The organism is Ralstonia sp. SA306 (genome assembly GCF_054792405.1).
In genome coordinates this window covers 1,600,188-1,626,738 of sequence record NZ_CP096451.1, presented here as the reverse complement: position 1 = coordinate 1,626,738, position 26,551 = coordinate 1,600,188, and the positions used below count along the sequence as shown (strand labels likewise).

Annotated in this window: 21 protein-coding genes; 11 read left to right on the top strand and 10 right to left on the bottom strand. The window is 64.2% G+C overall.

Features of this window, described 5'->3' with window-relative positions:
- Positions 1-142: 142 nt before the first annotated feature.
- Genes prmB through dapC form a run of 7 tightly spaced genes read right to left on the bottom strand, consistent with a single transcriptional unit; the run spans position 143 to position 5,685 of the window.
- Positions 143-1,045 carry a 50S ribosomal protein L3 N(5)-glutamine methyltransferase gene (gene prmB, locus M1D44_RS07810; protein ID WP_024975812.1) on the bottom strand — a complete coding sequence of 301 codons (903 nt, stop codon included), beginning with the start codon at positions 1,043-1,045 and terminating at the stop codon, positions 143-145.
- A gap of 19 nt (positions 1,046-1,064) precedes the next feature.
- Positions 1,065-1,583, bottom strand: coding sequence for a class IV adenylate cyclase (locus M1D44_RS07805; protein WP_316853719.1), 519 nt, complete (start codon positions 1,581-1,583; stop codon positions 1,065-1,067).
- A 10-nt stretch (positions 1,584-1,593) separates the two neighbouring features.
- Positions 1,594-2,745, bottom strand: a complete 1,152-nt coding sequence (gene dapE, locus M1D44_RS07800) for a succinyl-diaminopimelate desuccinylase (RefSeq protein WP_316853811.1) — start codon at positions 2,743-2,745, stop codon at positions 1,594-1,596.
- A gap of 37 nt (positions 2,746-2,782) precedes the next feature.
- Entirely contained in the window at positions 2,783-3,127 is a 345-nt protein-coding gene (locus tag M1D44_RS07795) for an arsenate reductase (RefSeq protein ID WP_024975809.1), read from the bottom strand.
- A gap of 14 nt (positions 3,128-3,141) precedes the next feature.
- On the bottom strand, positions 3,142-3,555 hold the full coding sequence (locus tag M1D44_RS07790; protein ID WP_112184997.1) for a hypothetical protein: 414 nt from the start codon (positions 3,553-3,555) through the stop codon (positions 3,142-3,144).
- 60 nt (positions 3,556-3,615) lie between these two features.
- Complete coding sequence (dapD, locus tag M1D44_RS07785) at positions 3,616-4,443, bottom strand: 2,3,4,5-tetrahydropyridine-2,6-dicarboxylate N-succinyltransferase (RefSeq protein ID WP_024975807.1); 828 nt, start codon at positions 4,441-4,443, stop codon at positions 3,616-3,618.
- Positions 4,444-4,485: 42 nt separating this feature from the next.
- Complete coding sequence (dapC, locus tag M1D44_RS07780) at positions 4,486-5,685, bottom strand: succinyldiaminopimelate transaminase (protein WP_112185975.1); 1,200 nt, start codon at positions 5,683-5,685, stop codon at positions 4,486-4,488.
- A 152-nt stretch (positions 5,686-5,837) separates the two neighbouring features.
- On the opposite strand from dapC, the gene M1D44_RS07775 reads away from it, so the two are divergent.
- The 7 genes from M1D44_RS07775 to M1D44_RS07745 all read left to right on the top strand — a co-directional run bounded on the left by M1D44_RS07775 (position 5,838) and on the right by M1D44_RS07745 (position 17,004).
- Complete coding sequence (locus M1D44_RS07775; protein WP_316853718.1) at positions 5,838-6,767, top strand: DMT family transporter; 930 nt, start codon at positions 5,838-5,840, stop codon at positions 6,765-6,767.
- Positions 6,768-6,804: 37 nt separating this feature from the next.
- Positions 6,805-7,851, top strand: a complete 1,047-nt coding sequence (locus M1D44_RS07770) for an alpha/beta fold hydrolase (RefSeq protein WP_024975804.1) — start codon at positions 6,805-6,807, stop codon at positions 7,849-7,851.
- Between the two features lie 250 nt (positions 7,852-8,101).
- Entirely contained in the window at positions 8,102-11,617 is a 3,516-nt protein-coding gene (gene smc, locus M1D44_RS07765; RefSeq protein WP_316853717.1) for a chromosome segregation protein SMC, read from the top strand.
- The gene (locus tag M1D44_RS07760) at positions 11,618-12,832 is read left to right on the top strand and encodes a cell division protein ZipA C-terminal FtsZ-binding domain-containing protein (RefSeq protein WP_316853716.1); all 1,215 of its coding nucleotides are present in this window, start codon (positions 11,618-11,620) and stop codon (positions 12,830-12,832) included.
- 10 nt (positions 12,833-12,842) lie between these two features.
- On the top strand, positions 12,843-15,284 hold the full coding sequence (gene ligA / locus M1D44_RS07755; RefSeq protein WP_316853715.1) for an NAD-dependent DNA ligase LigA: 2,442 nt from the start codon (positions 12,843-12,845) through the stop codon (positions 15,282-15,284).
- The gene (gene def, locus M1D44_RS07750; RefSeq protein WP_316853714.1) at positions 15,281-15,814 is read left to right on the top strand and encodes a peptide deformylase; all 534 of its coding nucleotides are present in this window, start codon (positions 15,281-15,283) and stop codon (positions 15,812-15,814) included. The genes ligA and def overlap by 4 nt, the downstream gene beginning before the upstream one ends.
- A gap of 68 nt (positions 15,815-15,882) precedes the next feature.
- Positions 15,883-17,004 (top strand): hypothetical protein, encoded by a 1,122-nt coding sequence (locus M1D44_RS07745; protein WP_316853713.1) that lies wholly within the window; start codon positions 15,883-15,885, stop codon positions 17,002-17,004.
- Between the two features lie 74 nt (positions 17,005-17,078).
- Here the strand turns inward: M1D44_RS07745 and M1D44_RS07740 are convergent, their stop codons facing one another.
- The 3 genes from M1D44_RS07740 to map all read right to left on the bottom strand — a co-directional run bounded on the left by M1D44_RS07740 (position 17,079) and on the right by map (position 22,627).
- Positions 17,079-19,112, bottom strand: coding sequence for a pseudouridine synthase (locus tag M1D44_RS07740; protein WP_316853712.1), 2,034 nt, complete (start codon positions 19,110-19,112; stop codon positions 17,079-17,081).
- Complete coding sequence (locus tag M1D44_RS07735; RefSeq protein WP_316853711.1) at positions 19,096-21,684, bottom strand: [protein-PII] uridylyltransferase; 2,589 nt, start codon at positions 21,682-21,684, stop codon at positions 19,096-19,098. Before M1D44_RS07735 ends, M1D44_RS07740 begins: the two co-directional genes overlap by 17 nt.
- A 118-nt stretch (positions 21,685-21,802) precedes the next feature.
- Positions 21,803-22,627, bottom strand: coding sequence for a type I methionyl aminopeptidase (map, locus tag M1D44_RS07730; protein WP_024975796.1), 825 nt, complete (start codon positions 22,625-22,627; stop codon positions 21,803-21,805).
- A gap of 304 nt (positions 22,628-22,931) precedes the next feature.
- Here map and rpsB point away from each other — a divergent pair, with 304 nt between their 5' ends.
- From rpsB to frr, 4 genes are all read left to right on the top strand, one after another.
- Positions 22,932-23,675 carry a 30S ribosomal protein S2 gene (gene rpsB / locus M1D44_RS07725; RefSeq protein WP_004626667.1) on the top strand — a complete coding sequence of 248 codons (744 nt, stop codon included), beginning with the start codon at positions 22,932-22,934 and terminating at the stop codon, positions 23,673-23,675.
- 250 nt (positions 23,676-23,925) lie between these two features.
- Positions 23,926-24,804: a translation elongation factor Ts gene (gene tsf, locus M1D44_RS07720; protein WP_024975795.1), complete on the top strand. Its 879-nt coding sequence runs from the start codon at positions 23,926-23,928 to the stop codon at positions 24,802-24,804.
- A gap of 293 nt (positions 24,805-25,097) precedes the next feature.
- Positions 25,098-25,808 (top strand): UMP kinase, encoded by a 711-nt coding sequence (gene pyrH / locus M1D44_RS07715; protein ID WP_009238238.1) that lies wholly within the window; start codon positions 25,098-25,100, stop codon positions 25,806-25,808.
- Positions 25,809-25,984: 176 nt separating this feature from the next.
- Positions 25,985-26,545 (top strand): ribosome recycling factor, encoded by a 561-nt coding sequence (frr, locus tag M1D44_RS07710; RefSeq protein ID WP_027677472.1) that lies wholly within the window; start codon positions 25,985-25,987, stop codon positions 26,543-26,545.
- Positions 26,546-26,551: the final 6 nt, after the last annotated feature.

The window sequence follows — 26,551 nt, the reverse complement described above, 5'->3', positions numbered from 1 at the left end:
CTGCATCTTGTGGCGCCAGGCTTGGTGCATCCGCGATGCAGAAGCGCGAAGCCGTGGCAGCTGTTCGGGCAGCGGATGCTGCCTTGCCAGCGATACGGAACGCGCCGGCTGCAATGGCAGGAGGCGCGCCTGGCGCAGCGTCTTAAAGCGCCTCGCGCGTGACCAGGAATACCTGGTCTTCGCCGGCGCTTGTGGGCAGCCAGACCAAATCAAGATCGGGGAACGCCGCTTCAACGTTTTCACGCTCGTTGCCGATTTCCACCACCAGCACGCCGTGCGGCTTCAGATGGCGTGGTGCGTCGGCCAGAATGCGACGCACGATGTCCATACCGTCGGTACCGCCTGCCAGGGCCATGCGCGGCTCGGCGCGGTATTCCGGCGGTAGTGCCTGCATCGACGTCTCGTTCACGTACGGCGGGTTCGTCAGAATCACGTCGTAATGCACGCCCGGCGGCAGCGGCGCATACAGATCGCCTTCATGCAGGCGGATGCGCTCTTCCAGGTGGTAATCCGCGACGTTGCGATTGGCCACCACCAGTGCGTCCGGCGACAGGTCCACCGCGTCGATGGTTGCATTGGGCCACTGCAGCGCAGCCAGGATCGACAGGCAGCCTGAACCGGTGCACAACTCCAGCACATCGGTCGGGCCGTCCTCCTGATCAATCCACGGCTCCAGCCCGTCTTCGAGCAATTCGCCGATGAAGCTGCGCGGCACGATCACGCGTTCATCCACGTAGAAGCGCATGCCGTGCATGAACGCTTCGTGCGTGATGTAGGCGGCGGGCACGCGGTCGACGGCGCGGCGCTCGATCACCTTCAGCACGGCAGCGACTTCTTCGGGCAGCAGGCGCGCGTCCATGAACGGCTCCAGCGTGTCGATCGGCAGATGCAGCGTGTGCAGGATCAGGTATGCGGCTTCGTCGTAGGCGTTTTCGCTGCCATGGCCGAAAACAAGGCCGGCGGCGGTGAAGCGCGACACGGCAAAGCGCAGCAGGTCGCGAACCGTCGTGAACGGGTGGGAGGCGGGCAGGGTAGGCGTGGTCATGGGTGGCGTGAAATGTGGCTCAGCGTGGGGTGGCAGCGAGCAGGTCGACGTAGGCTACGTCGAGCAGGTCGGATTCGGCAATGCCGAGGGAGTGCATCAGTTGATGGGCGATCCTCACACCGTCGTCTTCGGATTGCGTATCGTGCAGCACGACCTCAAGCTCGACGAAATCGCCGAGGTCTTGCACCGCATCCACATGAATGCGCGTCTGACCGGCGAGATACAGCTGGCGCACCTTGATGACGCGGCCGGCGGTGCCGATGGCGGCGGCCAGCGTGTCGCGCAGGGCGTCGGGCGCAGTGGTCGGAACGATGTGGTAGTTCGACACGCGCGGGCCGGCGCTGTCAGCGCGGAAGTAGTGGATCAGCTCGCCGCGCTCGGGCGAGAACTGCCGCAGCTTCAGGCGCCCATTCGCACAGGCGAAGAACGTGTCGTCCTGGTCGATGCGTTCGGGGCCCGAATCCGCAATGGCAGCCGCGCGCTCAATGAGGGCTGCCAGATCGCGCACACGCGCCTTGATCTCAACGTTGTGCGCCATATGGGCAACCTCAGGCGATCAAGGTTTCCAAGACGCGGCGATACACGTTTTTGAGCGGCTCGATGAAAGCCACCTCCACGTGCTCGTCGATCTTGTGGATGCTCGCATTCGGCGGCCCGAACTCGATCACCTGTGGGCAGATCTTGGCGATGAAGCGGCCGTCCGACGTGCCGCCCGTGGTCGACAGCTCGGTGGTCACGCCGCACTCGGCCTGGATGGCGGAGGAGAGGGCTTCGGACAGGTCGCCGCGCTCGGTCAGGAAGGGCTCGCCGCCCAGCGTCCAGTCGAGCGTGTAGTCAAGGCCGTGCGCGTCGAGGATGCTGTGCACGCGCGCCTTCAGCCCGTCCGGCGTGCTCGCGGTCGAGAAGCGGAAGTTGAAGTCGATCGTAACGTGGCCGGGAATGATGTTCGTCGCGCCCGTGCCGCCGTGGATGTTCGACATCTGCCACGTGGTCGGCGGGAAGTATGCATTGCCGTCGTCCCACTTGGCGGCAGCGAGTTCGGCCAGCGCCGGGGCAGCCAGGTGGATCGGGTTCTTGGCCAGGTGCGGATAGGCAATGTGGCCTTGCACGCCATTGACCGTGAGCTTGCCTGACAGCGAACCGCGTCGCCCGTTCTTCACCATATCGCCGAGCGTCGACACCGACGTCGGTTCACCGACCACGCAGTAATCGAGGCGCTCGCCGCGCGCGCGCAGCAGGTCGCACACCTTGACGGTGCCATCGTGCGCCGGGCCTTCTTCGTCGCTGGTGATCAGGAAGCCGATCGAGCCGGCGTGGTCGGGATGCTTGGCAACGAATTCTTCCGATGCCACCACGAAGCCTGCAATCGACGTCTTCATGTCTGCCGCGCCGCGCGCGTAGAGCTTGCCGTCGCGGTGCGTGGGTTCGAACGGATCGGAGTGCCATTGCTCAACCGGGCCGGTGGGCACCACATCGGTGTGGCCCGCAAAGACGAGCAGTTTGCCATCCGTGCCAGCCCGGCCGCGCTTGACGGCCCACAGGTTGGTCACGCGAAAGTGGTCCGGGCCGCTGACCACGGTTTCGCATTCGAAGCCGGCAGCGGTCAGGCGTTCGACCAGCACATCCTGGCAGCCCTTGTCTTCGGGCGTGACGGAGCGGCGGCGGATCAGGTCTTCGGTGAGGGCAAGCGTGGGCAGCATGTTCGACATGACGACGGTCACGGTGATGTTGTTGTGGTTAGAACAGGGCGGCGTACTGATCCGCCGAGAAGCCGACGTTGACGGTCTTGCCGTGCACCAGCACCGGACGCTTGATCAGCGATGGGTTGGCCTGCATCAGCGCGATGGCGCCAGCCTCGTCTTCGGCACGCGTCTTGTCGGCATCCGACAGGGCGCGCCACGTGGTGCCCTTGCGATTGAGCAGCGTGGTGAGCGGCACATGCTTGAGCCAGCCGGCCAGCATGTCGGCGCTCACGCCCTGCTTCTTGAAATCGTGAAAGGTGTAGGCAACGCCGTTCGATTCGAGCCACGTGCGGGCTTTCTTCACGGTGTCGCAATTGGGGATGCCATGCAGGGTCGTCATGGTGGGATTCGCAATCAGTGTCGAGAGGCTTGCAGGGCAAAGGAGAGGGCTGCAACGGCCAGTGCAAAACCGACAGACGCCAGCCACGTCATGCGCTTGAGGCGGCGCTCCAGCCGCGCGGCCTCGTCGCGCAGGGCGTCGATGGTGATGGCGTGCTGTTCGGCCAGCAGCTTGACGGATTCGGCCTGCTGCAGGATCGCCGCTTCCAGCTCGGCAATCCGTGTATTCGGGTCGGGCACGGCGCCCTCTGCGCGGGCAGCGTCGGCGCCGGTCTTCTTGCGGTTCTTGAACTTGTCGATGGTCTTGTTCGCCTGCTCCAGGATGGTTGGCAGCAGCGACAGGACAGTACCGATGGTGTTTGGATCAAGACCCATGATGCGTTGGCGCAGCTTGCCGAAGCGGGTGCCGATGGCATTGCGTTCGGACATGGTTGCGCTTCAAGTGGTTGGCATGCCTGCAAGCCTAGCAGGCATGCCTTGCGCTGGCGCTCAGTCGCCGCGCAGCAGCTCGTTCAGGCCAACCTTGGCACGCGTCTTCGCGTCCACCTTCTTGACGATCACGGCGCAGTACAGGCTGTGCGTGCCATCCTTCGACGGCAGGTTGCCCGCCACCACCACCGAGCCCGCGGGAATGCGGCCGTAGCTGACTTCACCGGTTTCGCGGTCGTAGATCTTGGTCGACTGGCCCAGATACACGCCCATCGAGATCACCGAGTTTTCTTCGACGATCACGCCTTCCACCACTTCCGAGCGCGCGCCGATGAAGCAGTTGTCTTCGATGATGACCGGGTTGGCCTGCAGCGGCTCCAGCACGCCGCCAATGCCCACGCCGCCCGACAGGTGAACGTTCTTGCCGATCTGTGCGCACGAACCGACGGTGGCCCACGTGTCGACCATCGTGCCTTCGTCAACATAAGCGCCGATGTTCACGTACGACGGCATCAGCACGGCATTCTTGGCGATGAACGAGCCACGGCGCGCCACAGCCGGCGGCACCACGCGGAAGCCGCCAGCGGCAAAGTCTTCAGCCGTGTAGTTGGCGAACTTGCTCGGCACCTTGTCGTAGAACTGCGTAAAGCCACCAGCAGCCATCGGGGCGTTGTCTTCCAGGCGGAACGACAGCAGCACGGCCTTCTTGATCCACTGATTGACGATCCACTCGCCGTCCTTCTTCTCGGCCACGCGCAGCGCGCCACGATCGAGCTGGCCGATCACGTTGGCGACGGCTTCACGGACATCGGCCGGAGCGGCCTTGGGCGACAGGTTGGCGCGGTCTTCCCACGCTTGATCGATCAGGGATTGCAGTTGTTGCGTCATGGCTGTGTTCGCTCTAGGAGAAATTCGAAAAAGGGTAAGGGGTCAGCGCTGCTGGCAGAACTCGACGATCCGGCGCGCGCCTTCCAGGCATTCGTCCACGCCGGCCACCAGCGCGATGCGCACGTAGTCCTGGCCCGGATTCGTACCGTGCGCCTCGCGGGCGAGGTAGCTGCCCGGCAACACGGCGACGTTCTTGGCCGCCAGCAGTTGGCGTGCGAATTCGGTGTCCGACAGACCTGTGCGTTTGACGTTGGCCCACAGGTAAAAGGCCGCATCTGGCAGCGCCACGTCCAGCACCTCGGCCAGCATCGGCGTGACCTGCTGGAACTTCTTGACGTACTGCGCGCGGTTGTCGCGCACGTGGGCCTCGTCGTTCCACGCAGCGATGCTAGCGGATTGCACCGACGGGCTCATCGCGCTGCCGTGATACGTGCGATACAGCAGGTAGGCCTTGAGCAGCTTGGCGTCGCCGGCCACGAAACCGGAGCGCATGCCCGGCACGTTGGAGCGCTTGGACAGGCTGGAGAACATCACCAGGCGGTCAAAGCCGCGGCCCAGCTGATGCGCGGCCTGCAGCGCGCCCAGCGGCGGGTTGGCCTCGTCGAAATAGATTTCGGAATAGCACTCGTCCGAGGCGATGACGAAGCCGTATTCGTCGGATAGCGCGAAGAGTTGTTTCCAGTCTTCCAGCGTGAGCACGGCGCCGGTCGGGTTGCCCGGGCTGCAGACGAACACGAGCTGCACGTTGCGCCATTCTTCCGGCGTGATCGCCGCGAAATCGGGCGCGTAGTTGCGCGCCGGGTCGCTGTTCGCGAACAGGGGCGTGGCGCCGGCCAGCAGCGCCGAGCCTTCGTAGATCTGGTAGAACGGGTTCGGGCACAGCACGCGCGCGCCCGGCTTGCTGCCGTCAATCACGGTCTGCGCAAACGAGAACAGCGCCTCGCGCGAGCCGTTGACCGGGATGACCTCGGTGGCCGGATCGACCTTGGGCAAGCCGTAGCGGCGTTCCAGCCATGCGGCGATGCACTGTCGCAGTGCATCGGAGCCGAGCGTCGTGGGATAATTCGCCAGCCCGCCGAGCGCTGCCGTCAGCGCGTCTTTCACCAGGGCCGGCGTCGGATGCTTGGGCTCGCCGATGCCGAAGCTGATCGGCGTATGGACGGCGCTGGGCGTCACGTCCTTGACGAGCGCTTTCAGTTTCTCGAACGGATACGGCTGCAGGGCGGACAGGCGCGGATTCACGGTGTGGGGCGGCGGTGTTGGGCTGGTCAGCGGGCAAGCTTGGCGCTTGCCGGGAAGCCCGAAATTATACGGCCAACGTGTGCTTGCCGCGTGGCCAGTCACCTCGGACATTGCAGGAAGCGGCGGATTCCCGCCGTTTTTTTATTGGTCACATGACAACGATTGCTTCTTCGGCGCCCTCAGCGGATAGCGCCAGCCACCACGAACCGCAATGGGCGGCGGCACTCTTCATCCTCCTGGGCGCGTCGGTCTGGGGCATTTCCTGGTATCCGTACCGCCTGCTGGCCGGCTGGGGGCTTGGCAGCATGCTGGCTTCTTCGATGACGGGCGCGGCTGCGGCCGTGCTGGCTGCGGTGGTGCTGCGTCGTCACTTTGGAACGTTCCAGTGGTCGTGGCTGATTCCGGCGCTCGGGATAGCGGCGGGTATCACCAACGCGGGCTTCGTCTGGGGCACGGTGCACGGCACGGTGATGCGGGTGCTGCTTTTGTTCTATCTGACGCCCGTGTGGACGGCGCTGCTGGCGCGTCTGTGGCTGCACGAGCGGCTGGGCTGGCGCGGCGGTGTGCTGCTCACGCTGGCGCTGGCGGGCGCGATGATGATGCTGTGGTCGGGCGAGGCCGGCACGCCGTGGCCAGGTTCTGCTGCGGAATGGGCAGGGCTGATTGCAGGGCTCGCTTTCGCGTGCAACAACGTGCTGTCGCGCTTGGCGGGGCAACGTCACCCGACCATGCGTCCGGAAATGCGCACCGTGGTCGTCTTCACGGGCTGCGCGCTGGTGGGCTTTCCGGCTGCGCTGCTGCTCGATGGCGTGCACGCGGTGCCGGCTGCTTTTTTGCAGGGCAATACGTGGCTGCTGCTGGTGGGCATGGCCTGCGTGCTGGTGGGCGGCAATGCGATGGTGCAGCGCGGCCTGCAACGCTTGCCGGCCAATCGCGCGGCGCTGCTGATGCTGTTCGAAATCGTGGTGGCGGCCGTGTCGTCGGCGCTGCTGACGGCGGAACGCCTATCCCCCCAGGAAATGGCGGGCGGAGCGTGCATCATCCTGGCGGGCGCATTGTCGGGGCTGTCGCGGAGCAAGTAGGCTGCCGGTGTTTCGCAAATCAACCGAGGAGTTGCGGATGTTGCTTCGCTCGATTTCCACGGCGCTGACGGTTGCGCTGTTAATGGCCGCGACGGCCGTGCATGCTGCTTCCGCAGAGGCTGGCCCCGTGTATGGCCCCCGGCTGGAAGGCTTCGATTACCCGGCCCCGGTCAAACTCTTCAAGTTCGAGTCGCAGGGTAACGCGCTGGAGATGGCGTACCTGGACGTCGCGCCCAAGCAGCCGAACGGTCAGGTGGCCGTGCTGCTGCACGGCAAGAACTTCTGCGCCGCCACCTGGGAAGGCACGATCGCCGCGCTGACGGGTGCCGGTTACCGCGTGATCGCACCGGATCAGATCGGTTTCTGCAAATCGAGCAAGCCGCGTTCGTATCAGTACACGTTCCAGCAACTGGCCAGCAATACGCATGCGTTGCTGGCCTCGCTTGGGATCGAGCAGGCCATCATGATTGGCCATTCGACAGGCGGCATGCTGGCGACGCGCTACGCGCTGATGTATCCGAACGCGGTGTCCCGGCTCGTGATGATCAACCCGATCGGCTTGGAAGACTGGAAGGCCAAAGGCGTGCCGTCCATGACCGTCGACCAGTGGTTCGCGCGTGAGAAGCAGACCACCGCCGAGCGCATCCGCGCCTATGAGCAGTCGACGTACTACGCCGGGCAATGGCGCGCGCAATATGAACCGTGGGTGCAGATGTTGGCCGGGATGTACCGCGGCCCGGGGCGCGATCTGGTGGCGTGGAATTCCGCGCTGCTGTACGACATGATCTACACACAGCCTGTCGTCTATGAGTTCGGCCAGTTGCGCCCGTGGACGCTGCTGCTAATCGGCCAGAAAGACACCACCGCCATCGGCAAGGACGCAGCCCCGCCGGAGGCGCGTGCGCAGCTTGGTCATTACCCGGAGCTTGGGCGGGCGGCGGCGAAGGCCATTCCGCGCGCCACGCTGGTGGAATTCCCCGATGCGGGCCATGCGCCACAAATCCAGGATCCTGATGCGCTGCACAATGCGCTGCTCGAATGGCTCACCACGCCGGAACGTTCGCGCACGCGCCGCCCGGACTGACGCTATTTGTCACGAAGGCGAAACTGCTTACAAATTTGCAGCAATTTGCTCTCTTGCGCGGCAAATTTCGTCCATTTTTGTAGCGATTTGATTGGCGGGAGCACCGGGTGCGAATGGTATGATGGCGCCATCCGCGCCCCTGGGGCGCGCCTTGTCACTTCGCGCTCCACGGCGCAGATGTGATGACAGAGGCGCGTTCCTTGGGCGCCCGCTTTATCCCCTTTTCTGATCCCTTCGAGACGAACACAACGTGCGCCTCTCTTCGATCAAGCTCGCAGGCTTCAAGTCTTTCGTCGATCCAACCAATTTTCATGTTCCGGGCCAGCTTGTCGGCATCGTTGGCCCGAACGGTTGCGGTAAATCCAATATCATCGACGCCGTGCGCTGGGTGCTCGGTGAGTCACGCGCTGCGGAACTCCGTGGCGAATCGATGCAGGACGTCATCTTCAACGGTTCGACCCAGCGCAAGCCGGCTGGCCGCGCCAGCGTCGAACTCGTCTTCGACAACGCGGAAGGCCGCGCCGCCGGCCAGTGGAGCCAATACGCCGAGGTGGCGGTCAAGCGCGTTCTGAGCCGCGATGGCACCTCGTCGTACTTCATCAACAACCAGGCGGTGCGCCGCCGCGACATCCAGGACATCTTCCTCGGCACGGGTCTTGGGCCGCGCGCCTACGCCATCATCGGGCAGGGGATGATCTCGCGCATCATCGAGGCCAAGCCCGATGACATGCGCATCTTCTTGGAAGAAGCTGCGGGCGTGTCGAAGTACAAGGAACGCCGCCGCGAAACCGAAAACCGCCTCTCCGATACCCGCGAAAACCTCACGCGCGTGGAAGACATCCTGCGCGAACTCGGCTCCAACCTCGAAAAGCTCGAAGGTCAGGCCGAAGTCGCGCAGCGCTTCCAGACACTGCAGGCCGACGGCGAAGAGAAGCAGCACCTGCTGTGGCTGCTGCGCAAGCGTGAAGCGCAGGGCGAGCAGGAACGCCATCAGCGCGCCATCGAACAGGCGCAGATCGACCTTGAAGCGCAGACCGCACAGTTGCGCCATATCGAGGCCGAACTCGAAACGATGCGCGTTGCGCATTACGCGTCGTCGGACGCGATGCACGCCGCGCAGGGTGCGCTGTACGAAGCCAACTCCGAGGTCAGTCGCCTGGAAGCCGAGATCCGCTACGTGGTGGAGTCGCGCAACCGCATCCAGCAGCAGATCGCCACGCTGACCGCGCAGCAAGAGCAGTGGCATACACAGGGCGAGCAGGCGCAGGAAGACCTTGCCGCGGCCGAGGAAGAGTTGGCCATGGCCGAGGAGCGCGCCGCGCAGGCCGCCGAGGACGTTGCACGCAAAGCCGACGAACTCCCTGGCATGGAAGCGCAATGGCGCGATGCGCAGACCGCGCTGAACGATCAGCGCGCTGCGATCCTGCAATCGGAACAGGCGCTCAAACTCGAAGCCGCGCACCAGCGCAATGCCGACCAGGCCTTGCTGCAGCTTGACCAGCGCCGCGAACGTCTGACGCAGGAGTCATCCGGCCTCGACAAGCCGGACGACGTGCAGCTCGAAACGCTGCGTGCCGAACTGGCTGAACAGGAAGAGGTGCTGGCCGAAGCGCAAGCCGCGCTGGAGGACGCCGAGACGCAGGTGCCGCAGCTCGACGAGGCACGCCGTGCTGCGCAAGACCGCGTGCAATCGGAAGCCGCCACCATTGCCAGCCTGGAAGCCCGCCTTGCGGCACTCAAGCAGTTGCAGGAGAGCGTGCAGACCGACGGCAAGGTTCAGCCATGGCTGGCCAAACATGAACTGAGCGAGCTGCCGCGCTTCTGGAAGAAGCTGCAGATCGAGCAGGGTTGGGAGCCGGCACTTGAAGCCGTGCTGCGCGAGAAGCTGGGCGCGCTCGAAGTCTCCAATCTGGACTGGATCAAGGCGTTTGCAGCTGACGCGCCGCCGGCCAAGCTGGCTTTCTATGCGCCGCCGCCGGCAGCGCTTCCGGTGGAGGCACCGGCGGGGTTGCGTCCGCTGATGTCGCTGGTGCAGGTGACGGAGCCGGGCATTCGCGCCGTGCTGCAAGACTGGCTGGCCGACGTCTATATCGCCGACGACATGCAGGCTGCGCTCGCTGCGCGCCAGACGCTGCCGGAAGGCGGCACGTTTGTCATCAAGGCAGGGCACTTGATTGGCCGGTCATCCGTGCAGCTGTACGCGCCCGATTCCGAACAGGCCGGCATGCTGGCTCGCGCCCAGGAAATCGAGAACCTGCACAAGCAGGTGCGTGCGCAGATGCTGCTGGCCGACGAAGCCAAGAGCGCTGCCGTGCGCGCCGAAGCGGCCTACAGCCAAGCGAGCCAAAACCTCACGCAGGTGCGCGCCCGCGCCGAGCAGGCCACACGCCGCGTGCACGTGCTGCAGATGGACGTGCTCAAGCTGTCGCAGGCGATGGAGCGATACAACGCGCGTAGTGGCCAGATCGACAGTGAGTTGGATGAGATCCGCGCGCAGATCGAAGAGCAGCGTGCCATCCGCGCGGAATCCGAGGCGACGTTCGAGCAGCACGATGCGGCGCTCGCCGACATGCAGGCGCGCTTTGAAGACAGCCAGCAGGCGTTCGAGGCACTCGAGGTTCGCCTGAGCGATGCGCGCAACGCGTTGCGTGACCAGGAGCGCGGCGCACAGGAGGCGCACTTTGCCGAGCGCAATCTGCAGAACCGCATTGCAGAACTGAAGCGAAACATCCAGGTGGCGAGCGATCAGGCGCAGCAGATCGTGCTGACGCTGGAGAACGCGCGCGCCGAGTTGGAAACCATCAACGAGCAGACTGCGCACACCGGTTTGCAGGAAGCGCTGGAGCGCCGTGCCGAGAAGGAAGAAAAGCTCGGGCTGGCACGCATGGAACTGGATGCGCTGACGGCGCAGCTACGCACGCATGACGAGCAACGCCTGACTGCCGAGCGCGCCCAGCAACCGCTGCGCGATCGCATTACCGAACTGCAATTGAAGGAACAGGCTGCGCGCCTGAACCAAGAGCAGTTCACCGAGCAGCTCACCGCTGCCAACGTGGACGAAGCCGTGCTGGCTGAACGCCTGACAGGCGACCTGAAGCCTTCGTACCTGCAAGGTGAAGTCACGCGCATCAACAACGCGATCAACGCGCTCGGCCCGGTCAACATGGCCGCGCTCGACGAGCTGGCTGCGGCGCGCGAGCGCAAGGGCTTCCTTGATGCCCAATCGGCCGATTTGACCGACGCCATCACCACGCTCGAAGACGCCATCCGCAAGATTGATCAGGAAACGCGTGCGTTGCTGCAAGGTACGTTCGACCAGGTCAACTATCACTTTGGTGAACTGTTCCCGACACTGTTCGGCGGCGGCCAGGCCAAGCTGATGATGACCGGCGAAGAGATTCTCGACGCGGGCGTGCAGGTGATGGCGCAGCCGCCGGGCAAGAAGAACTCGACGATTCACCTGTTGTCGGGCGGCGAGAAAGCGCTGACCGCGATTGCGCTGGTGTTTGCGATGTTCCAGTTGAACCCGGCCCCGTTCTGCTTGCTCGACGAGGTGGACGCGCCGCTGGACGACGCCAACACCGAGCGCTACGCCAACATGGTCAAGCGCATGTCCGACAAGACCCAATTCGTTTTTATTTCTCACAACAAGATTGCGATGGAAATGGCGCAACAGCTCATCGGTGTGACCATGCAGGAACAAGGTGTGTCCCGGATCGTGGCAGTGGATATGGATGCCGCACTGACCATGGCGGAGGCAGCATAAATGCAGGACAACAACCTGGTGATGGCCCTGCTGGGCGCCGGCGTGGTGTTTGTGCTGGTGATCGTTGTGTACAACCAGTGGCAGATCCGCAAGGCGCGGCGTCCCGAGGCGTACAACCCGCCCGCCGACGAGACCCCGCGCGGCGACGGTTGGACCGAGCGCGCCGAGCCCGCCCTGGGTGGCGAGCGTGAGGAACCCAACCGCGTTGAACCGCGTCTTGAGCCCGGTTTCTCGGCGAAGACGCACATTCCCGCCACGGGCAGTGCCGACACCGAAGCAGGCGTGATCGGCGCTGAGCTCACGCCTTCGGGCGACGATGCCGTGCTCGAAGCCGCCGAGACGGAAGAGGTTGCCGAACCTGCCCCGGGTTCGCTGGAGCCGGCCAATGGCGTGATCGATCCGCTGATCGATTGCATCGTGCCGCTGCATCCGGATCGTGAAGTGTCGGGCGACCGGCTGCTGCCGGCGCTGGCCAAGCTGCGTCGCGCAGGCACCAAGCAGATCCACGTGGAAGGTTTGAACCCCGCCGCCAATGCATGGGAAACCATCCGCGCCGGTCAGCGCTACCTCGACGTGCAAGTGGCCGTGCAACTGGCCAACCGCACCGGCCCGCTGAATGCGCTGGAGTTCTCGGAATTCATCAACGCGATCGATCCGCTGTCGGAAGCGGCCGATGCCGTGCCGGAACTGCCGGACATGAACGAGACGATCTCCAATGCGCGCGAACTCGATGCGTTTGCCGCCGAGTGCGATGTGCAACTGGGCGTGAGCGTGATCTCCGACGGTGCGCCCTGGTCGGCTGCATACGTGCAGACGGTGGCCACGCAAGACGGCCTTGTGCTCTCGCGCGACGGCACGCGTTTCACGCGCTTCCATGCGGGCGCTGACGGTGTGCAGCGCGCACTGTTCACGCTGCAGTTTGGCGACACCAATTTCCTGCGCGATGACCTGACCGTCAAGGCCGGCCGCCAGATCACGCTGCTGCTCGATGTGCCGGTGGCGGAAGAGCCGAGCAAGCCGTTCAAGCTGGTGTGCGAATACGCGTACACGCTGTCGCAGCGCATGGGTGCGCAAGTGGTGGATGACAACCTGCGTCCGCTGACGGAGCAATCGTTCGTCGCCATCCAGAAGCATCTGCGCGTGCTGTATGACAAGCTGGAATCGCGCGGCATCCCGGCCGGTTCCAGCACCGCGGTGCGCTTGTTCAGCCACTGACGGACGCACGATGAGCAAGACTGCAGAACCCGCGTCCGGTGCCACGTCCGAGGCGCGGGCAGCTTGGCTGCGCGCTGAGCTGAACCGCTACGCCCATGAGTATTACGTGCTCGACCAGCCCAGCGTGCCCGACGCTGAATATGACCGGCTCTATCGCGAGCTGGAAGCGCTGGAAGCTGAACATCCCGAGCTGAAGACGCCGGACTCGCCCACGCGGCGGGTCGGCGGGGCGGTTTTGCCCGAATTTGCGGCGGTCAGGCATGTCATTCCCATGCTGTCGATCCGCACTGAGACCGACACCACCCCCAACGGCGCCCGCGCGTTCGACACCAGCGTACGCCGCGAACTGGGCCTCGATGACACCGATCCGCCCGTCGAATATGCCGCTGAGCTGAAGTTCGATGGCCTGGCGATCAACCTGCGCTACGAGCGCGGTTATCTCGTGCAGGCGGCTACGCGCGGTGACGGCACCACAGGCGAAGACGTCACGCAGAACATCCGCACGATCCGGCAGATTCCGCTGGGCGTGCATCCGCTTGATGGCGTTGTGCCCGACGTGCTCGAAGTGCGCGGCGAGGTCTACATGCGCCGCGACGATTTTGAAAAGCTCAACGCCCGTCAGCGTGAGCGCGGCGACAAGACCTTCGTCAACCCGCGCAATACCGCGGCCGGTGCCGTCCGCCAGCTTGATCCGAAGATGGCTGCGGAGCGCCCTCTGTCGTTCTTCGCCTATGGCCTGGGCGAGGTGGTCGGCTGGAAAGGCATGCCCGACACCCATTCCGGCATGCTCGATGCGCTGCAGGCATTTGGTTTTCCGGTCAGCTCGGAGCGCGCGGCTGTGAAGGGAGGAGACGGGCTGGTCGAGTTCCATGAGGCCATTGGCGCCAAGCGCGACAGCCTGCCGTTCGATATCGACGGCGTGGTCTACAAAGTCAATTCGCTCGCGTTGCAGCGCGAACTCGGTTTTCGCACGCGCGAGCCGCGCTGGGCAGTTGCGCACAAATATCCGGCGCAGGAAGCGCTGACCACCGTCGAGTCCATCGGCGTGCAGGTCGGCCGCACGGGCGCCATCACACCGGTGGCGCGGCTGGTGCCGGTGTTTGTTGGCGGCGTGACGGTCACCAACGCGACGCTGCACAACGAAGACGAAGTACGCCGCAAGGATGTGCGCATTGGCGACACTGTGATCGTGCGCCGCGCGGGTGACGTGATCCCCGAGGTGGTGGGCGTAGTGCTCGATCGCCGCCCGATGGATGACGTGCCGGGCAGCGACCTGTTCAATCCGCAGCAGCGTCCGAAGTACCCGCCGTTCGAACTGCCGAAGACGTGCCCGGTGTGCGGCTCGCACGTCGTGCGCGAAGAGGGCGAGGCGGTGGCCCGCTGCTCCGGCGGGCTGTTCTGCTCGGCACAGCGAAAAGAGGCGATCCGCCACTTTGCCGGCCGCCGCATGATGGATATCGAAGGCCTGGGCGAGCGTTACATCGACAACCTGGTCGAGCTGGACTACGTACACGGCATCGCCGACCTGTACAAGCTCAAGCTCGAAGATTTCCTGGAGATGAAGCGCCGCGCCGATGAGCGCGATGGCGCGACACCGGAAACCGTCGCCGCTGGCAAGATCGCCACTAAGTGGGCTGAGAATCTGCTGGAGGGTATCCAGGCCAGCAAGACGCCGCCGCTGGCGCGCTTCCTGTTTGCGCTGGGCATTCGCCACGTGGGCGAATCCACCGCCAAGACGCTCGCGGACTGGCTCGGCAGTCTGGCCATCATCCGGCGGGCGCCGGCACCGTTGCTGCTGGCGCTGCCCGACGTGGGTGCCACGGTGGCTGAAGCCATTGCCGATTTCTTTGCCGAACCGAAGAATCAGCAGGCGCTGGATGCGCTGCTGGAAGCCGGCGTCGCCCCGCAAGGCGAGCATGCGCCCAACGCGAAGCTGCGCGAGAAACTGGAGCCGGTTGAGCTGTACGCCACGCTTGGGGTGCCCAAGCTGACAGCCGCGCGTGCCAAGCAATTGGCTGTGGCGGCGCCGACGCTAGTCCAGTTGGCCGGCGTGGAGCCTGATCAGTTGGCCGGGCTGCCGGCGGATGTGTCCGCGTCGCTGCTCGAATGGCTGGGCTCGCACGACCATCGCGCGCAACTGGAGCAGCTCGACGCGCTGCGCGACGAGCTGCTTGCCGCCATGCCGGCTGAAGCCACCGAAGAAGGCGTGCTGGCCGGCAAGACGGTCGTGTTGACCGGCACATTGCCCAACCTCACGCGTGACGAAGCCAAGGCCATGCTGGAAGCGGCGGGCGCCAAGGTATCGGGTTCGGTGTCGAAGAAGACCGACTATGTTGTCGCCGGAGAAGAAGCCGGCAGCAAGCTCGCTAAAGCCGAAGAATTGAACGTGAAGGTTCTGGACGAAGCGGGTATGCTCGCGCTGTTAAAAAAACCGGCGGGAGACCAGGCATGATCCGAAACATCCTCAAGATGGGCGACAGCCGTCTGCTGCGCGTGGCCAAGCCCGTCGAGCGTTTCCACACGCCCGAACTGACGGCCCTGATCGAAGACATGTTCGACACCATGGATGCGGCGCGGGGTGCCGGTCTGGCGGCGCCGCAGATCGGCGTGGATCTCCAAGTTGTCATCTTCGGGTTCGATCGCAACGATCGTTATCCGGATGCGCCGGCCGTGCCCAAGACGGTATTGATCAACCCCACCATTGAGCCGCTTTCGGACGAGATGGAAGACGGCTGGGAGGGCTGCCTCTCGGTGCCGGGCATGCGTGGCGTCGTGCCGCGCCATACGCGCCTGCGCTATACCGGCTTCGACCAGCACGGTCACGCCATCGACCGCATTGCCGAGGGCTTCCACGCCCGTGTCGTGCAGCACGAATGCGATCACCTGCAGGGCGTGCTGTATCCGATGCGCGTGAAGGATTTCACCCGCTTCGGCTTTACCGAAGTGCTGTTCCCGGAATTGCCCGCCAATCACGACGACTGATCCAGACTGCGGGAGCGTCGCACCTGCGGGGGCGGGTGGACGCATGTTTCATCCACCACGGAGACGATATGAAGCGCGATGGTTTGAGGGGCTGGCGCCGGCTGGCGTTTGGGGTCGCCATGACGGCGATGCTGGGGTTGGCTGCGTGCGCGGGGCCGCAGGCACCCGAAACCACGGCGGCCGCACCGGCTGCCCAGAAGCCTCAGGGTCCGGTCTGGCAACGCGTGCATCTGGGCGCGGATGCCGTGGCCTACGATTTCCCCGTTTACGCCAACCATCCGCTCGATGGCGATCTGAGCGGCATCCGCGAAGTCGTATTCATGCAGCACGGCCTGCAGCGCAACGGCAACGATTACTACACCGCGGGCGCCGATCTGCTCCAGGCCAGCGGCCGCAACCCCGACGAAGTCCTTTTGATTGCCCCGAACTTTCCCGGTACGCCCGATGAGGGCAAGGGTTTCGACGGCATGCCGGTGTGGTCGGTGGATGGCTGGATCGGCGGCTTCAACGCCACCAATGCGCCGTACACGGACCTGAGTTCGCTCAAGGTACTCGATGACCTGATCGGCTACGTGACGGACCCGGCACGTGCGCCCAACGTCAAGCGCGTAACGGTGGCAGGCCATTCGGGCGGCGGCCAGATCGTGCAACGCTACGCTGTGCTCAATAACGTGGACGAAGCCATCCGCAAGCGTGGCATTGATCTGCGCTACGTGGTCGCCAATCCGTCGTCATATCTGTACTTCACGCCGGAGCGTCCGCGCGGCAAGGGCTTTGCACGCTACAGCACCAGCGTTTGTCCGGACTATGACCACTACAAGTACGGCATGGTCGACATGGTCCCGTATGCCGCTGGCAAGACCGGCCGGCAGTTGTTCAACCGATATGCGCAGCGCCACGTGACCTACTTGGCCGGCACGAGCGACAACGATCCGAACCACCGCGTGCTCGACAAGCTCTGCGGTGCCGAGGCCGAAGGCCCGACGCGCCTGGATCGCGCACGCAACTACTGGCGCTACGAGCACCACATGGCGGGGCGCAGGCGCGTCAACCACCAGGCGCACGAAGTGGTTGGCGTTGGCCACGACCAAGCGAAGATGTTCGGCTCGCGCTGCGGCGCGCAAGCGGTGTTTGGCATGCCCGCATCGGCCAACACCACCGGGGCCGCCTGCCAGGCTCCGCGTCTGTAACCTGGACGGCAGGCATAAAAAAACCGGTCAGCGCGCAATGCGTTGACCGGTTTTTCTTTGGGGCAGAGGCAGCCTCAGAACTTCTCGAACGGCCCCAGGAAGCGCCACTGGCCGACCGGCAGGTCGCCCAGCACGATGCTGCCCATGCGGATGCGCTTGAGGCCTACCACCTCCAGTCCCACCTGTTCGCACATGCGGCGGATCTGGCGTTTCTTGCCTTCGCGCAGCACGAAGCGCAACTGCTCTTCGTTCTGCCAGCTCACCTTCGCGGGCTTGAGTTCTTCGCCGTCGAGCGACAGGCCAAAGCGCAGCTTCTCCATCAGCTCTTCCGGGAAGACCTTGGAGATATCGCGCTCAACCAGGCCGTTCGGCGAATCCCACACCACGCGCACCAGGTATTCCTTCTCGACCGTCGAATCCTCGCCGATCAGGTGGCGCGCCACGCGTCCGTCCTGCGTCAACACCAGCAAGCCGGTGGAGTCGATATCCAGTCGGCCGGCCGGCGCCAACGCCCGGCGTTGCCAAGGCGCGAAGCGCTTGCGCGTGGGATCGCCTTCCCATTGGTTTTCCGGCACGAATAGCGAAACGGCAGGCTGATAGCCGTCTTCTGCCTGGCCCGAAACGTAGCCGACCGGCTTGTGCATCAGCACGGTCACGCGCTCGCCTTGCTCGGAGCGCGCCGACTGATGGATTTCGATGATCGCATCCGGCTTGACGCGCGAACCCAGCTCGGTGACGGGCTCGCCATCCACCAGCACCCAGCCGCGCGGAATCCATTCATCGGCCTCGCGGCGCGAACACAGACCCAGTTCGGACATGCGCTTGGACAGGCGGACCAAACCACTCGATTCGGTTTGCGGTGCCTGACGGGGTGCGCGCTCTTCAGCATGGCGCGGAGCCCGTTCCTCGCGTTCACGCTCTGGCCGTTGCGGACGTGTCGGACGATCTTCGAAGCGGCGCGGCGGCTGGTCGTTGTCAAAGCGTCGCGGCGGGCGTTCGTCATCGAAACGACGCGGAGGACGGTCATCGCCATAGCGGCGCGGCGGGCGTTGCTCATCGTCGGATCGGCGTGGCGGCCGTTGGTCGTCACCGTGACGGTGCGGCGGGCGCGCCTCGTCAAAGCGTCGCGGAGGACGTTGGTCGCCATCACGACGGGGCGCGCGTTGATCATCGCCATAGCGTCGCGGGCGTTCGTCATCGAAACGACGGGGCGGCCGTTGATCGTCGCTGAACTTGCGCGGCGGGCGTTGCTCATCGTCGAATCGGCGCGGCGGGCGCTGGTCGTCACCGTAACGGCGCGGCGGGCGCGCCTCGTCAAAGCGTCGCGGAGGACGTTGGTCGCCATCACGACGGGGCGGCCGTTGATCGTCGCTGAACTTGCGCGGCGGGCGTTGCTCATCGTCGAATCGGCGCGGCGGGCGCTGGTCGTCACCGTAGCGTCGCGGCGGGCGCTCATCGTCAAAGCGTCGCGGCGGGCGTTGATCGCCCTCACGACGCGGCGCGCGTTGATCGTCGCCTTGGCGGCGCGGGCGCTCGTCATCGAAACGACGGGGCGGGCGCTGATCGTCAAAGCGTCGCGGTGGGCGGTCATTGTCGAATCGGCGTGGAGGGCGCTCGTCGTCGAACCGGCGAGGCGGCCGATCTTCGAAGCGTCGCGGCGGGCGCTCGTCGTCAGCGCGACGGGGCGGCGGCCGCTGGTCGTCGTTGAATCGACGCGGAGGACGCTCGTCATCAAAACGACGCGGTGGGCGATCGCCTTGTACGCGTCGCGGCTTGGCGTCGCGCGTCTGGCCGTCGTCGTCGCGGCGCGGAGGACGTGCGGGGCGGGGCGGCTTGCCGGCACCTTCTTCCGGCTTGGGGCGGCGCTGTGACGGGCGCAGCGGCTGGCGCTCGCGGTTCAGATCAGACGAGCGCAGCGGCTTGCCTGTGGAACGTACGGCATTGCCTTCGTCGTCTCGGCGCACGCCGAGCGTGGCCCGCTTGCCCGGGCGGGTGGCGCGCTGAGTCGGGTCGCTGGCGCCGCGCTTGTCGTCGTCGCCGGGGAAATCATCGGAATCGGTAGTCATGAATCTAGACCGGTAAGGCTGGCGCTCAGATGGCGAGCGCATCAAGCAGCTCGCTTTCAAGCTCGAGCTGCAGTTTGTTGTCCTGGGTCAGGCGGGTGCCGTCGACCAGGAAGATGTCTTCCACGCGCTCGCCGAGCGTGTTGATACGCGCGGTGTGCACCGACACGCGACGGTGAGCGAGCACGCGGGCAATCGCGTAGAGCAGACCGGTGCGGTCTGTCGCAGAAATGGAGAGCAGGTAATACTGGCCGCGCTCGTCCGCCCGCAGGTCGACACGAGGCTTGATCGGGAAGCTGCGCGACTGGCGCGAGATACGCCCACGCGGCGGCTCGGGCAGGGCGGTTTCGCGCGAGATCTGTTCAGCCAGTTCGTGTTCGACCAGCGTGATGATGTCGCGGTAATGCCCGGGCTCTACCAAGCCGCTGCTGGGGTCGGCCACCTGGAAGGTGTCGAGCGCGTAGCCGTGTTTGGTGGTGTGGATCTTGGCGTCAAGAATCGTCAGGCTCTTGCGCTCGAAGTAGCCGCAGATGCGTGCGAAAAGATCGGGCCGATCCGGTGAGTACACCGCCACCTGCAGGCCGACGCCCGCCGGTGAAATGCGCGCACGCACGATGGGGATCGTGGTGTCGACGCGGTTGTAGAAGTGCCGCGTGAACCAGGCGATGTCGCGTGCGTCGTGGCGCAGGAACACACCCACGTCGAGCTGTTTCCACAGTGCCTCGTGCGCGGTGTCGTCCAGCGCGGCCAGGCGCAGCAGGGCGCGCGCTTCTTCCTTGCGACCTTCGAGCACGGCGTGCGGGTCCGTGGTGGCACCGCCGAGCACGCGCAGCGTCATGCGATACAGGTCTTCCAGCAGCTTGCCCTTCCAGGCATTCCACACTTTCGGGCTGGTGCCGCGGATGTCGGCAACGGTCAGCAGATACAGCGCGGTCAACCGACGCTCGGTGCCGACCAAGTCGGCGAAATGGCGGATGACTTCCGGATCGCCCAGGTCCTGCTTCTGCGCGACCTGGCTCATGGTCAGGTGGTGTTCGACGAGCCAGACGACCAGGTCGGCGTCTTCCTTGGCAATGCCGTGTTCCTTGCAGAAGCGCCGCGCGTCGGACATGCCGAGCACCGAGTGGTCGCCGCCGCGTCCTTTCGCAATGTCATGGAACAGTGCGGCCACGGTCAGCACCCACGGCTTGTCGAAGTTCGCCATCAACTGGCTGCAGAACGGAAACTCGTGCGTGTGCTCCACGATGGCGAAGCGGCGGATGTTGCGCACCACCATCAGGATGTGCTGGTCGACCGTGTAGACGTGAAACAGGTCATGCTGCATCTGTCCCACGATACGGCGGAAGTTGACCAGGTAGCGGCCGAGCACGCTCGTCTGGTTCATCAGGCGCAGTGCGTGTGTGATGCCCTGCGGCTGCTGCAGGATCGACAGGAACAGCGCGCGATTGGCCGGGTCTTTGCGCCATTTGGCGTCCATCAGCGTCCGTGCGTTGTAGAGGGCGCGCAAGGTGCTGGCCGCCAGTCCCTTGATGCCACGCGTTTGCTCGTACAACAGGAACGTTTCAAGAATGGCCGTCGGCTCGCGCTGGTAGAGATCGGCGTCGGCAATTTCAAGCATGCCTTGCCGTTCGACAAAGCGATCGTTGATCTTGCGCGTGATACCCAGCTCGCTCGGGAACAGCTTTGCCTCGATGTTTTGCAGCACCACGGTATTGAGCTGCGTGACCGCCTTGGCCACCCAGTAATAGCGGCGCATGAGCTGTTCGCTTGCGCGCTTGGCGGTGGTCGGGCGGTAACCGAACGATTCGGCCAATTGCGTCTGCAAGTCGAACACCAACACGTCCTGGCGACGCCCGGCCAGCAGGTGCAGGCGCGCCCGCACGGTTTTGAGCAGGCGCTCATTGCTCACCAGCTCCTGGGCTTCACGGCGCGTGAGCAAGCCGTTGGCAAGCAGCTCGTTCCAGCTCGAACCGAAGCCGGCCGCGCGCGTCATCCACAGAATGACCTGCAGGTCGCGCAGGCCGCCGGGACTTTCCTTGCAGTTTGGTTCAAGCGAATAGGGCGTGTCCTGGTACTTGGCATGCCGCTGGCGCATTTCCAGCAGTTTCGACTGGAAGAAATCTGCCGCGTCGAGGTGGCCTTGATAGTGCGTCTCAAACGTGCGGTACAAGCCCTCGTCGCCGGTCAGCAGACGCGCTTCCAGCAACGACGTACGCACCGTGACGTCCTGTGCGGCTTCATTGATGCATTCGTCGACCGTGCGCACCGACGAGCCGATATCCAGCCCCATGTCCCAACAGCGGCCGATGAAGGCCTCCAGCCGGGCCTCCAATGCCTTGTCTGCGGTGCCCGGCAGCAACAGGAGGATGTCCACATCGGAATGCGGAAACAGCTCGCCGCGCCCGTAGCCGCCTACCGCAATGAGCGCGCAGGTTGCGGGCATCTGCTCTTCCTGCCAGAGCCGCACCAGCGCACGGTCCACCGCGCGCGCCAGCTTGGTCACGAGCTGTTGAACGTTGGCGTGCTGGTCGAACTGCGCGAACAGGTGTGCGCGCTCAGCTTTCAGGGCGTCGCGCGGGTGGGCTTCTTCGGCAGGGGCAGCAGCAGCGGAGGGCATGAGTGGAGCGTGAATGAAACAGCGACCGGAACGAGCCGGTCGCTGCAAGAGTTGAGCCGGTGCGGGGCGAGATCAGCGTGACGGTGCTGCCGCTGACGGTGCGGCTCGCCCGCGAGGATCAGGCCGTGGCCGGCGCGCCTTCGTGTACGAATTCCGGTGCCGGCGGCGTCAATGCCGACACGGTCAGCACTTCGTGGCCGGTTTCCGTCACCAGAAGCGTATGTTCCCACTGCGCAGACAGGCTGCGATCGCGCGTCTTGACAGTCCACTGGTCGGGCATCGTGCGGATGTCGCGCTTGCCCGCGTTGATCATCGGTTCAATCGTGAAGATCATGCCTGCCTTCAGTTCCATCCCGGTGCCGGGGCGGCCGTAGTGCAGGATCTGCGGATCTTCGTGGAATTTCTTGCCGATGCCGTGGCCGCAATATTCGCGAACCACGCTATAGCCGGCGGCTTCAGCATGTTGCTGGATCACGTGGCCGATGTCGCCCAGGCGTGCGCCGGGACGCACGGCCGCGATACCCTTCCACATGCATTCGAATGTGACCTGCGTCAGGCGCTTGGCCAGGATCGACCCTTCGCCCACGACGAAGGTGCGGCTGGTGTCCCCGTAATAGCCTTCCTTGGTGATGACGGTGATGTCGAGGTTGACGATGTCACCGCTCTTGAGCACCTTGTCGCCGGGAATGCCGTGGCAGATCACGTCGTTGACGGACGTGCAGATCGATGCCGGGAAAGGCGGATAGCCAGGGGGCGCATAGTTCAGCGGTGCCGGCACAGTGCCTTGCACGTCACGCATGTAGGCGTGGCACAGCTGGTCCAGCTTGCCCGTGGTCACGCCGGGCGTTACGAACGGGGTGATGTAATCCAGAACTTCGGACGCAAGCCGACAGGCCACGCGCATTTGCGCAATGTCTTCGGCGGTGTGAATGGTAACGGCCATGCTGTGACTCTTTCTGCACGCAGGCGCGCGAGGCGCCGCGTCGTGGCTAAAGTGTGAATTATCGCACCAAAGCGCCCCGGCCGGGGTTTTCGGGCGCCGGGCGCCAGTCCCGGCCCGTTTGCTGCGAATGCTCGGAAGGTCTTGAGTCGATTGGGTTTTTGCCGCTATAATCGCTGGCTAAGCAGTCGCTGGTCGTGTGGCCGGTGACGCTTGAAATCGCGAGCCGCTTCACCGCGGGTGTCCGTCGTAACGCATGCAACGGATGTCTGAGGCGGCTTCAGACCTAACCCGATTGGAGAATTTCATGTCCGTGACCATGCGCGAAATGCTGGAAGCCGGTGTCCACTTTGGCCACCAGACCCGCTTCTGGAACCCCAAGATGGCCCCCTTCATCTTCGGCCATCGCAACAAGATTCACATCATCAACCTGGAAAAGACGCTGCCGATGTACCAGGACGCACTGAAGTACGTGCGCCAACTGGCAGCCAACCGGGGCACCATTCTGTTCGTCGGCACGAAGCGTCAATCGCGCGAGATCCTGGCTGAAGAAGCGGCTCGCGCAGGTATGCCGTTCGTCGACAGCCGCTGGCTCGGCGGCATGCTGACCAACTTCAAGACGGTCAAGACCTCGATCAAGCGCCTGAAGGACATGGAAGTCGCCAAGGAAGCCGGCGCGACCGAAACCATGAGCAAGAAGGAAGCGCTGATGTTCGAGCGCGAAATGGACAAGCTGGTGAAGTCCATTGGCGGCATCAAGGACATGGGCGGTATTCCGGACGCCATCTTCGTGGTGGACGTTGGCTACCACAAGATTGCCGTGACCGAAGCAGCCAAGCTGGGTATTCCGGTGATCGGCGTGGTTGACACGAACCACTCGCCGGAAGGCATCGACTATGTCATCCCGGGTAACGACGACTCGAGCAAGGCTGTTGCACTGTACGTGCGCGGCGTGGCCGACGCGATCCTGGAAGGCCGCGCCAACGCGGTCCAGGAAGTGGTTGAAGCCGCTCGCGGTGGCGACGACTTCGTCGAAGTCCAAGAAGGCTAAAGACAAGAAGGCGTGCGCCCGCAGCTTGATTGCGCGGGACGCGTGCCAGGCCGCACCTGATGAGACGCATCAGGGCCGATGGCCAGACAGGGGCGCGTAACAAACGCCCCTTTTTTTTGAAATTTGTCATGCGGATGCCCCACGCGCGTCGTATTTCGTGGGGCGGCCGGATGGAAACCGGACGACAGGCCGGCGCGAGGCGAGAAATCCGCTTGCGACCGGACGACGATCTGAAACAAGGAGTATGAGAATGGCGGCAATTACCGCAAGCATGGTTGCAGAGCTGCGCGCGAAGACCGACGCGCCGATGATGGAATGCAAGAAGGCCCTGACCGAAGCCGAAGGCAACCTGGAAAAGGCCGAAGAGATCCTGCGTGTGAAGCTGGGCAACAAGGCCGGCAAGGCTTCCAGCCGCGTCACCGCTGAGGGCGTGGTCGCAGCGTTCGTCGAGGGCACCACGGGCGCCCTGGTCGAAGTGAATTGCGAAACCGACTTCGTTTCGAAGAATGACGATTTCCTGGCCTTCACGAACGATGTTGCCAAGCTGATCGCTCAGAAGAACCCGGCTGACGTGGCGGCCCTGTCGGCCCTGTCGATCGGTGACGAAACGGTTGAAGCCGTGCGTACCCGCCTGATCGGCAAGATCGGCGAGAACATGACGATCCGCCGCTTCCAGCGTTTCGAAGGCACCCAGCTGACTTCGTATCTGCACGGCACCCGCATTGGCGTCATGGTGGCATTCGAGGGCAACGAAGTGGCGGCTAAGGACGCAGCAATGCAGGCTGCCGCCATGAAGCCGGTGTCGCTGTCGGCTGACGACGTGCCGGCCGAGCTGGTCGCCAAGGAGCGCAGCGTTGCTGAGCAGAAGGCTGCGGAATCGGGCAAGCCGGCTGAAATCGTTGCCAAGATGGTGGAAGGCAGCGTGCAGAAGTACCTGAAGGAAGTCTCGCTGCTGAACCAGCCGTTCGTGAAGAACGACAAGCAGACCGTTGAGCAGATGCTCAAGGCTGCCAACACGACTGTGAAGGCGTTCACGCTGTACGTGGTGGGCGAGGGCATCGAGAAGAAGCAAGACGACTTCGCTGCTGAAGTGGCTGCCCAGGTGGCCGCTGCCAAGCAACAGGCGTAATGCTGCGACGGCCGTTTCCGATGGTGCGGCGATTCGCCCTCCGGCGCAGGCCGGGAGGTGTCGTTTCCACCCTTGGCGCAGCCGTATAATGCCGAACAAACAGGGCACCGAAAGGTGCCCTGTTTGCAGGTGCAGCCTGCTTGCGCGGGTATCGTTGGGAGGATTTCCTGACGGCTTCCGCGCAAGAAGGTTGCGGGATGTGCGAAGTCCCCGCTTTGCTCATCGTTGTCATATCCGCAGCGTCATTTCCCCCTTTCCTGTTTCCCGTACCAGGAATCGTCACGAGGATCTCCATGCCTGCCTATAAGCGCGTTCTACTCAAACTTTCCGGCGAAGCCCTGATGGGCGACGATGCCTTTGGCATCAACCGCAGCACCATCGAAGGGATGGTCAACGACATCGCCGAAATCGTGAAGCTGGGCGTGCAGGTGGCAGTGGTGATCGGCGGTGGCAATATCTTCCGCGGTGTTGCGGGCGGAGCCGCCGGCATGGATCGCGCCACGGCCGACTACATGGGCATGCTGGCCACCATGATGAATGCGCTGGCCCTGCAAGACGCCATGCGTCATGCCAACCTCGAGGGTCGCGTGCAATCGGCGCTGCGCCTGGACCAGGTGGTCGAGCCGTACATCCGTCCCCGCGCGATCCGCCAATTGGAGGAGGGGAAAATCGTGATTTTCGCCGCCGGCACCGGCAACCCGTTCTTCACGACCGACACCGCCGCCGCGCTGCGCGGCTCGGAAATCGGTGCCGAGATCGTCCTCAAGGCCACCAAGGTGGATGGTGTCTACACCGCTGATCCAAAGAAGGACCCGAGCGCCACCCGCTATACCACCATCACGTTCGACGAAGCCATCTCGCGCAACCTGCAGGTGATGGATGCGACTGCCTTTGCGCTGTGCCGCGACCAGAAGTTGCCGATCAAGGTGTTCTCGATCCAAAAGCCGGGCGCCCTCAAGCGCGTGATCCTGGGTGAAGACGAAGGCACGCTGGTGCACGTCTAAAACCAGCGGCAAGCCTGGTTGCAGGCGCCTTTTTTAGCGTTCGCTGACCCTGCGTAAATGGCGTTGGCGAGCGGCTTCCATGTAAAATCGCCTATTGTCTTTTTGGTCTTGCCGGTGCCCTGTGTCGTTTTCCAGGGCGCAAGTTTGGCAGACCGCCGTTATCGTTCGGAGGAAGTATGAGCGTCGCCGATGTCAAAAAGAATGCCGAGCAGAAGATGCAGAAGTCGATCGAGGCTCTCAAGGCGGATCTGGCCAAGATCCGTACTGGCCGTGCCCACACCGGTCTGCTCGATCACGTGCAAGTCGATTACTACGGCTCGATGGTGCCGATCAGCCAGGTTGCCAACGTGACTCTGGTGGATGCACGCACGATTGGCGTGCAACCGTGGGAAAAGAAGATGGTGCAAGCCGTCGAGAAGGCCATCCGTGAAGCGGACCTCGGTCTGAACCCCGCCACCATGGGCGACATCATTCGCGTGCCGACGCCCGCGCTGACTGAAGAGCGTCGCAAGGAGCTGACCAAGGTCGTGAAGGGCGAGGGCGAAGATGCCAAGGTCGCCGTGCGCAACCTGCGTCGCGATGCCAACGAACAGCTCAAGAAGCTGGTGAAGGACAAGGCCATCTCGGAAGACGACGAGCGTCGCGGCGGAGACGACGTTCAGAAGCTGACCGACAAGTTCGTCGCCGAGATCGACAAGCTGGTCGCCGAGAAAGACAAGGAAATCATGACGGTGTAAGGCCGT

Excerpts from the sequence above, each read along its gene's own strand:
- prmB (WP_024975812.1), bottom strand. The coding sequence starts at position 1,045 with ATGACCACGCCTACCCTGCCCGCCTCCCACCCGTTCACGACGGTTCGC.
- M1D44_RS07805 (WP_316853719.1), bottom strand. The coding sequence starts at position 1,583 with ATGGCGCACAACGTTGAGATCAAGGCGCGTGTGCGCGATCTGGCAGCC.
- dapE (WP_316853811.1), bottom strand. The coding sequence starts at position 2,745 with ATGCTGCCCACGCTTGCCCTCACCGAAGACCTGATCCGCCGCCGCTCC.
- M1D44_RS07795 (WP_024975809.1), bottom strand. The coding sequence starts at position 3,127 with ATGACGACCCTGCATGGCATCCCCAATTGCGACACCGTGAAGAAAGCC.
- M1D44_RS07790 (WP_112184997.1), bottom strand. The coding sequence starts at position 3,555 with ATGTCCGAACGCAATGCCATCGGCACCCGCTTCGGCAAGCTGCGCCAA.
- dapD (WP_024975807.1), bottom strand. The coding sequence starts at position 4,443 with ATGACGCAACAACTGCAATCCCTGATCGATCAAGCGTGGGAAGACCGC.
- M1D44_RS07775 (WP_316853718.1), top strand. The coding sequence starts at position 5,838 with ATGACAACGATTGCTTCTTCGGCGCCCTCAGCGGATAGCGCCAGCCAC.
- M1D44_RS07770 (WP_024975804.1), top strand. The coding sequence starts at position 6,805 with ATGTTGCTTCGCTCGATTTCCACGGCGCTGACGGTTGCGCTGTTAATG.
- M1D44_RS07760 (WP_316853716.1), top strand. The coding sequence starts at position 11,618 with ATGCAGGACAACAACCTGGTGATGGCCCTGCTGGGCGCCGGCGTGGTG.
- ligA (WP_316853715.1), top strand. The coding sequence starts at position 12,843 with ATGAGCAAGACTGCAGAACCCGCGTCCGGTGCCACGTCCGAGGCGCGG.
- def (WP_316853714.1), top strand. The coding sequence starts at position 15,281 with ATGATCCGAAACATCCTCAAGATGGGCGACAGCCGTCTGCTGCGCGTG.
- M1D44_RS07745 (WP_316853713.1), top strand. The coding sequence starts at position 15,883 with ATGAAGCGCGATGGTTTGAGGGGCTGGCGCCGGCTGGCGTTTGGGGTC.
- M1D44_RS07740 (WP_316853712.1), bottom strand. The coding sequence starts at position 19,112 with ATGCGCTCGCCATCTGAGCGCCAGCCTTACCGGTCTAGATTCATGACT.
- M1D44_RS07735 (WP_316853711.1), bottom strand. The coding sequence starts at position 21,684 with ATGCCCTCCGCTGCTGCTGCCCCTGCCGAAGAAGCCCACCCGCGCGAC.
- map (WP_024975796.1), bottom strand. The coding sequence starts at position 22,627 with ATGGCCGTTACCATTCACACCGCCGAAGACATTGCGCAAATGCGCGTG.
- rpsB (WP_004626667.1), top strand. The coding sequence starts at position 22,932 with ATGTCCGTGACCATGCGCGAAATGCTGGAAGCCGGTGTCCACTTTGGC.
- tsf (WP_024975795.1), top strand. The coding sequence starts at position 23,926 with ATGGCGGCAATTACCGCAAGCATGGTTGCAGAGCTGCGCGCGAAGACC.
- pyrH (WP_009238238.1), top strand. The coding sequence starts at position 25,098 with ATGCCTGCCTATAAGCGCGTTCTACTCAAACTTTCCGGCGAAGCCCTG.
- frr (WP_027677472.1), top strand. The coding sequence starts at position 25,985 with ATGAGCGTCGCCGATGTCAAAAAGAATGCCGAGCAGAAGATGCAGAAG.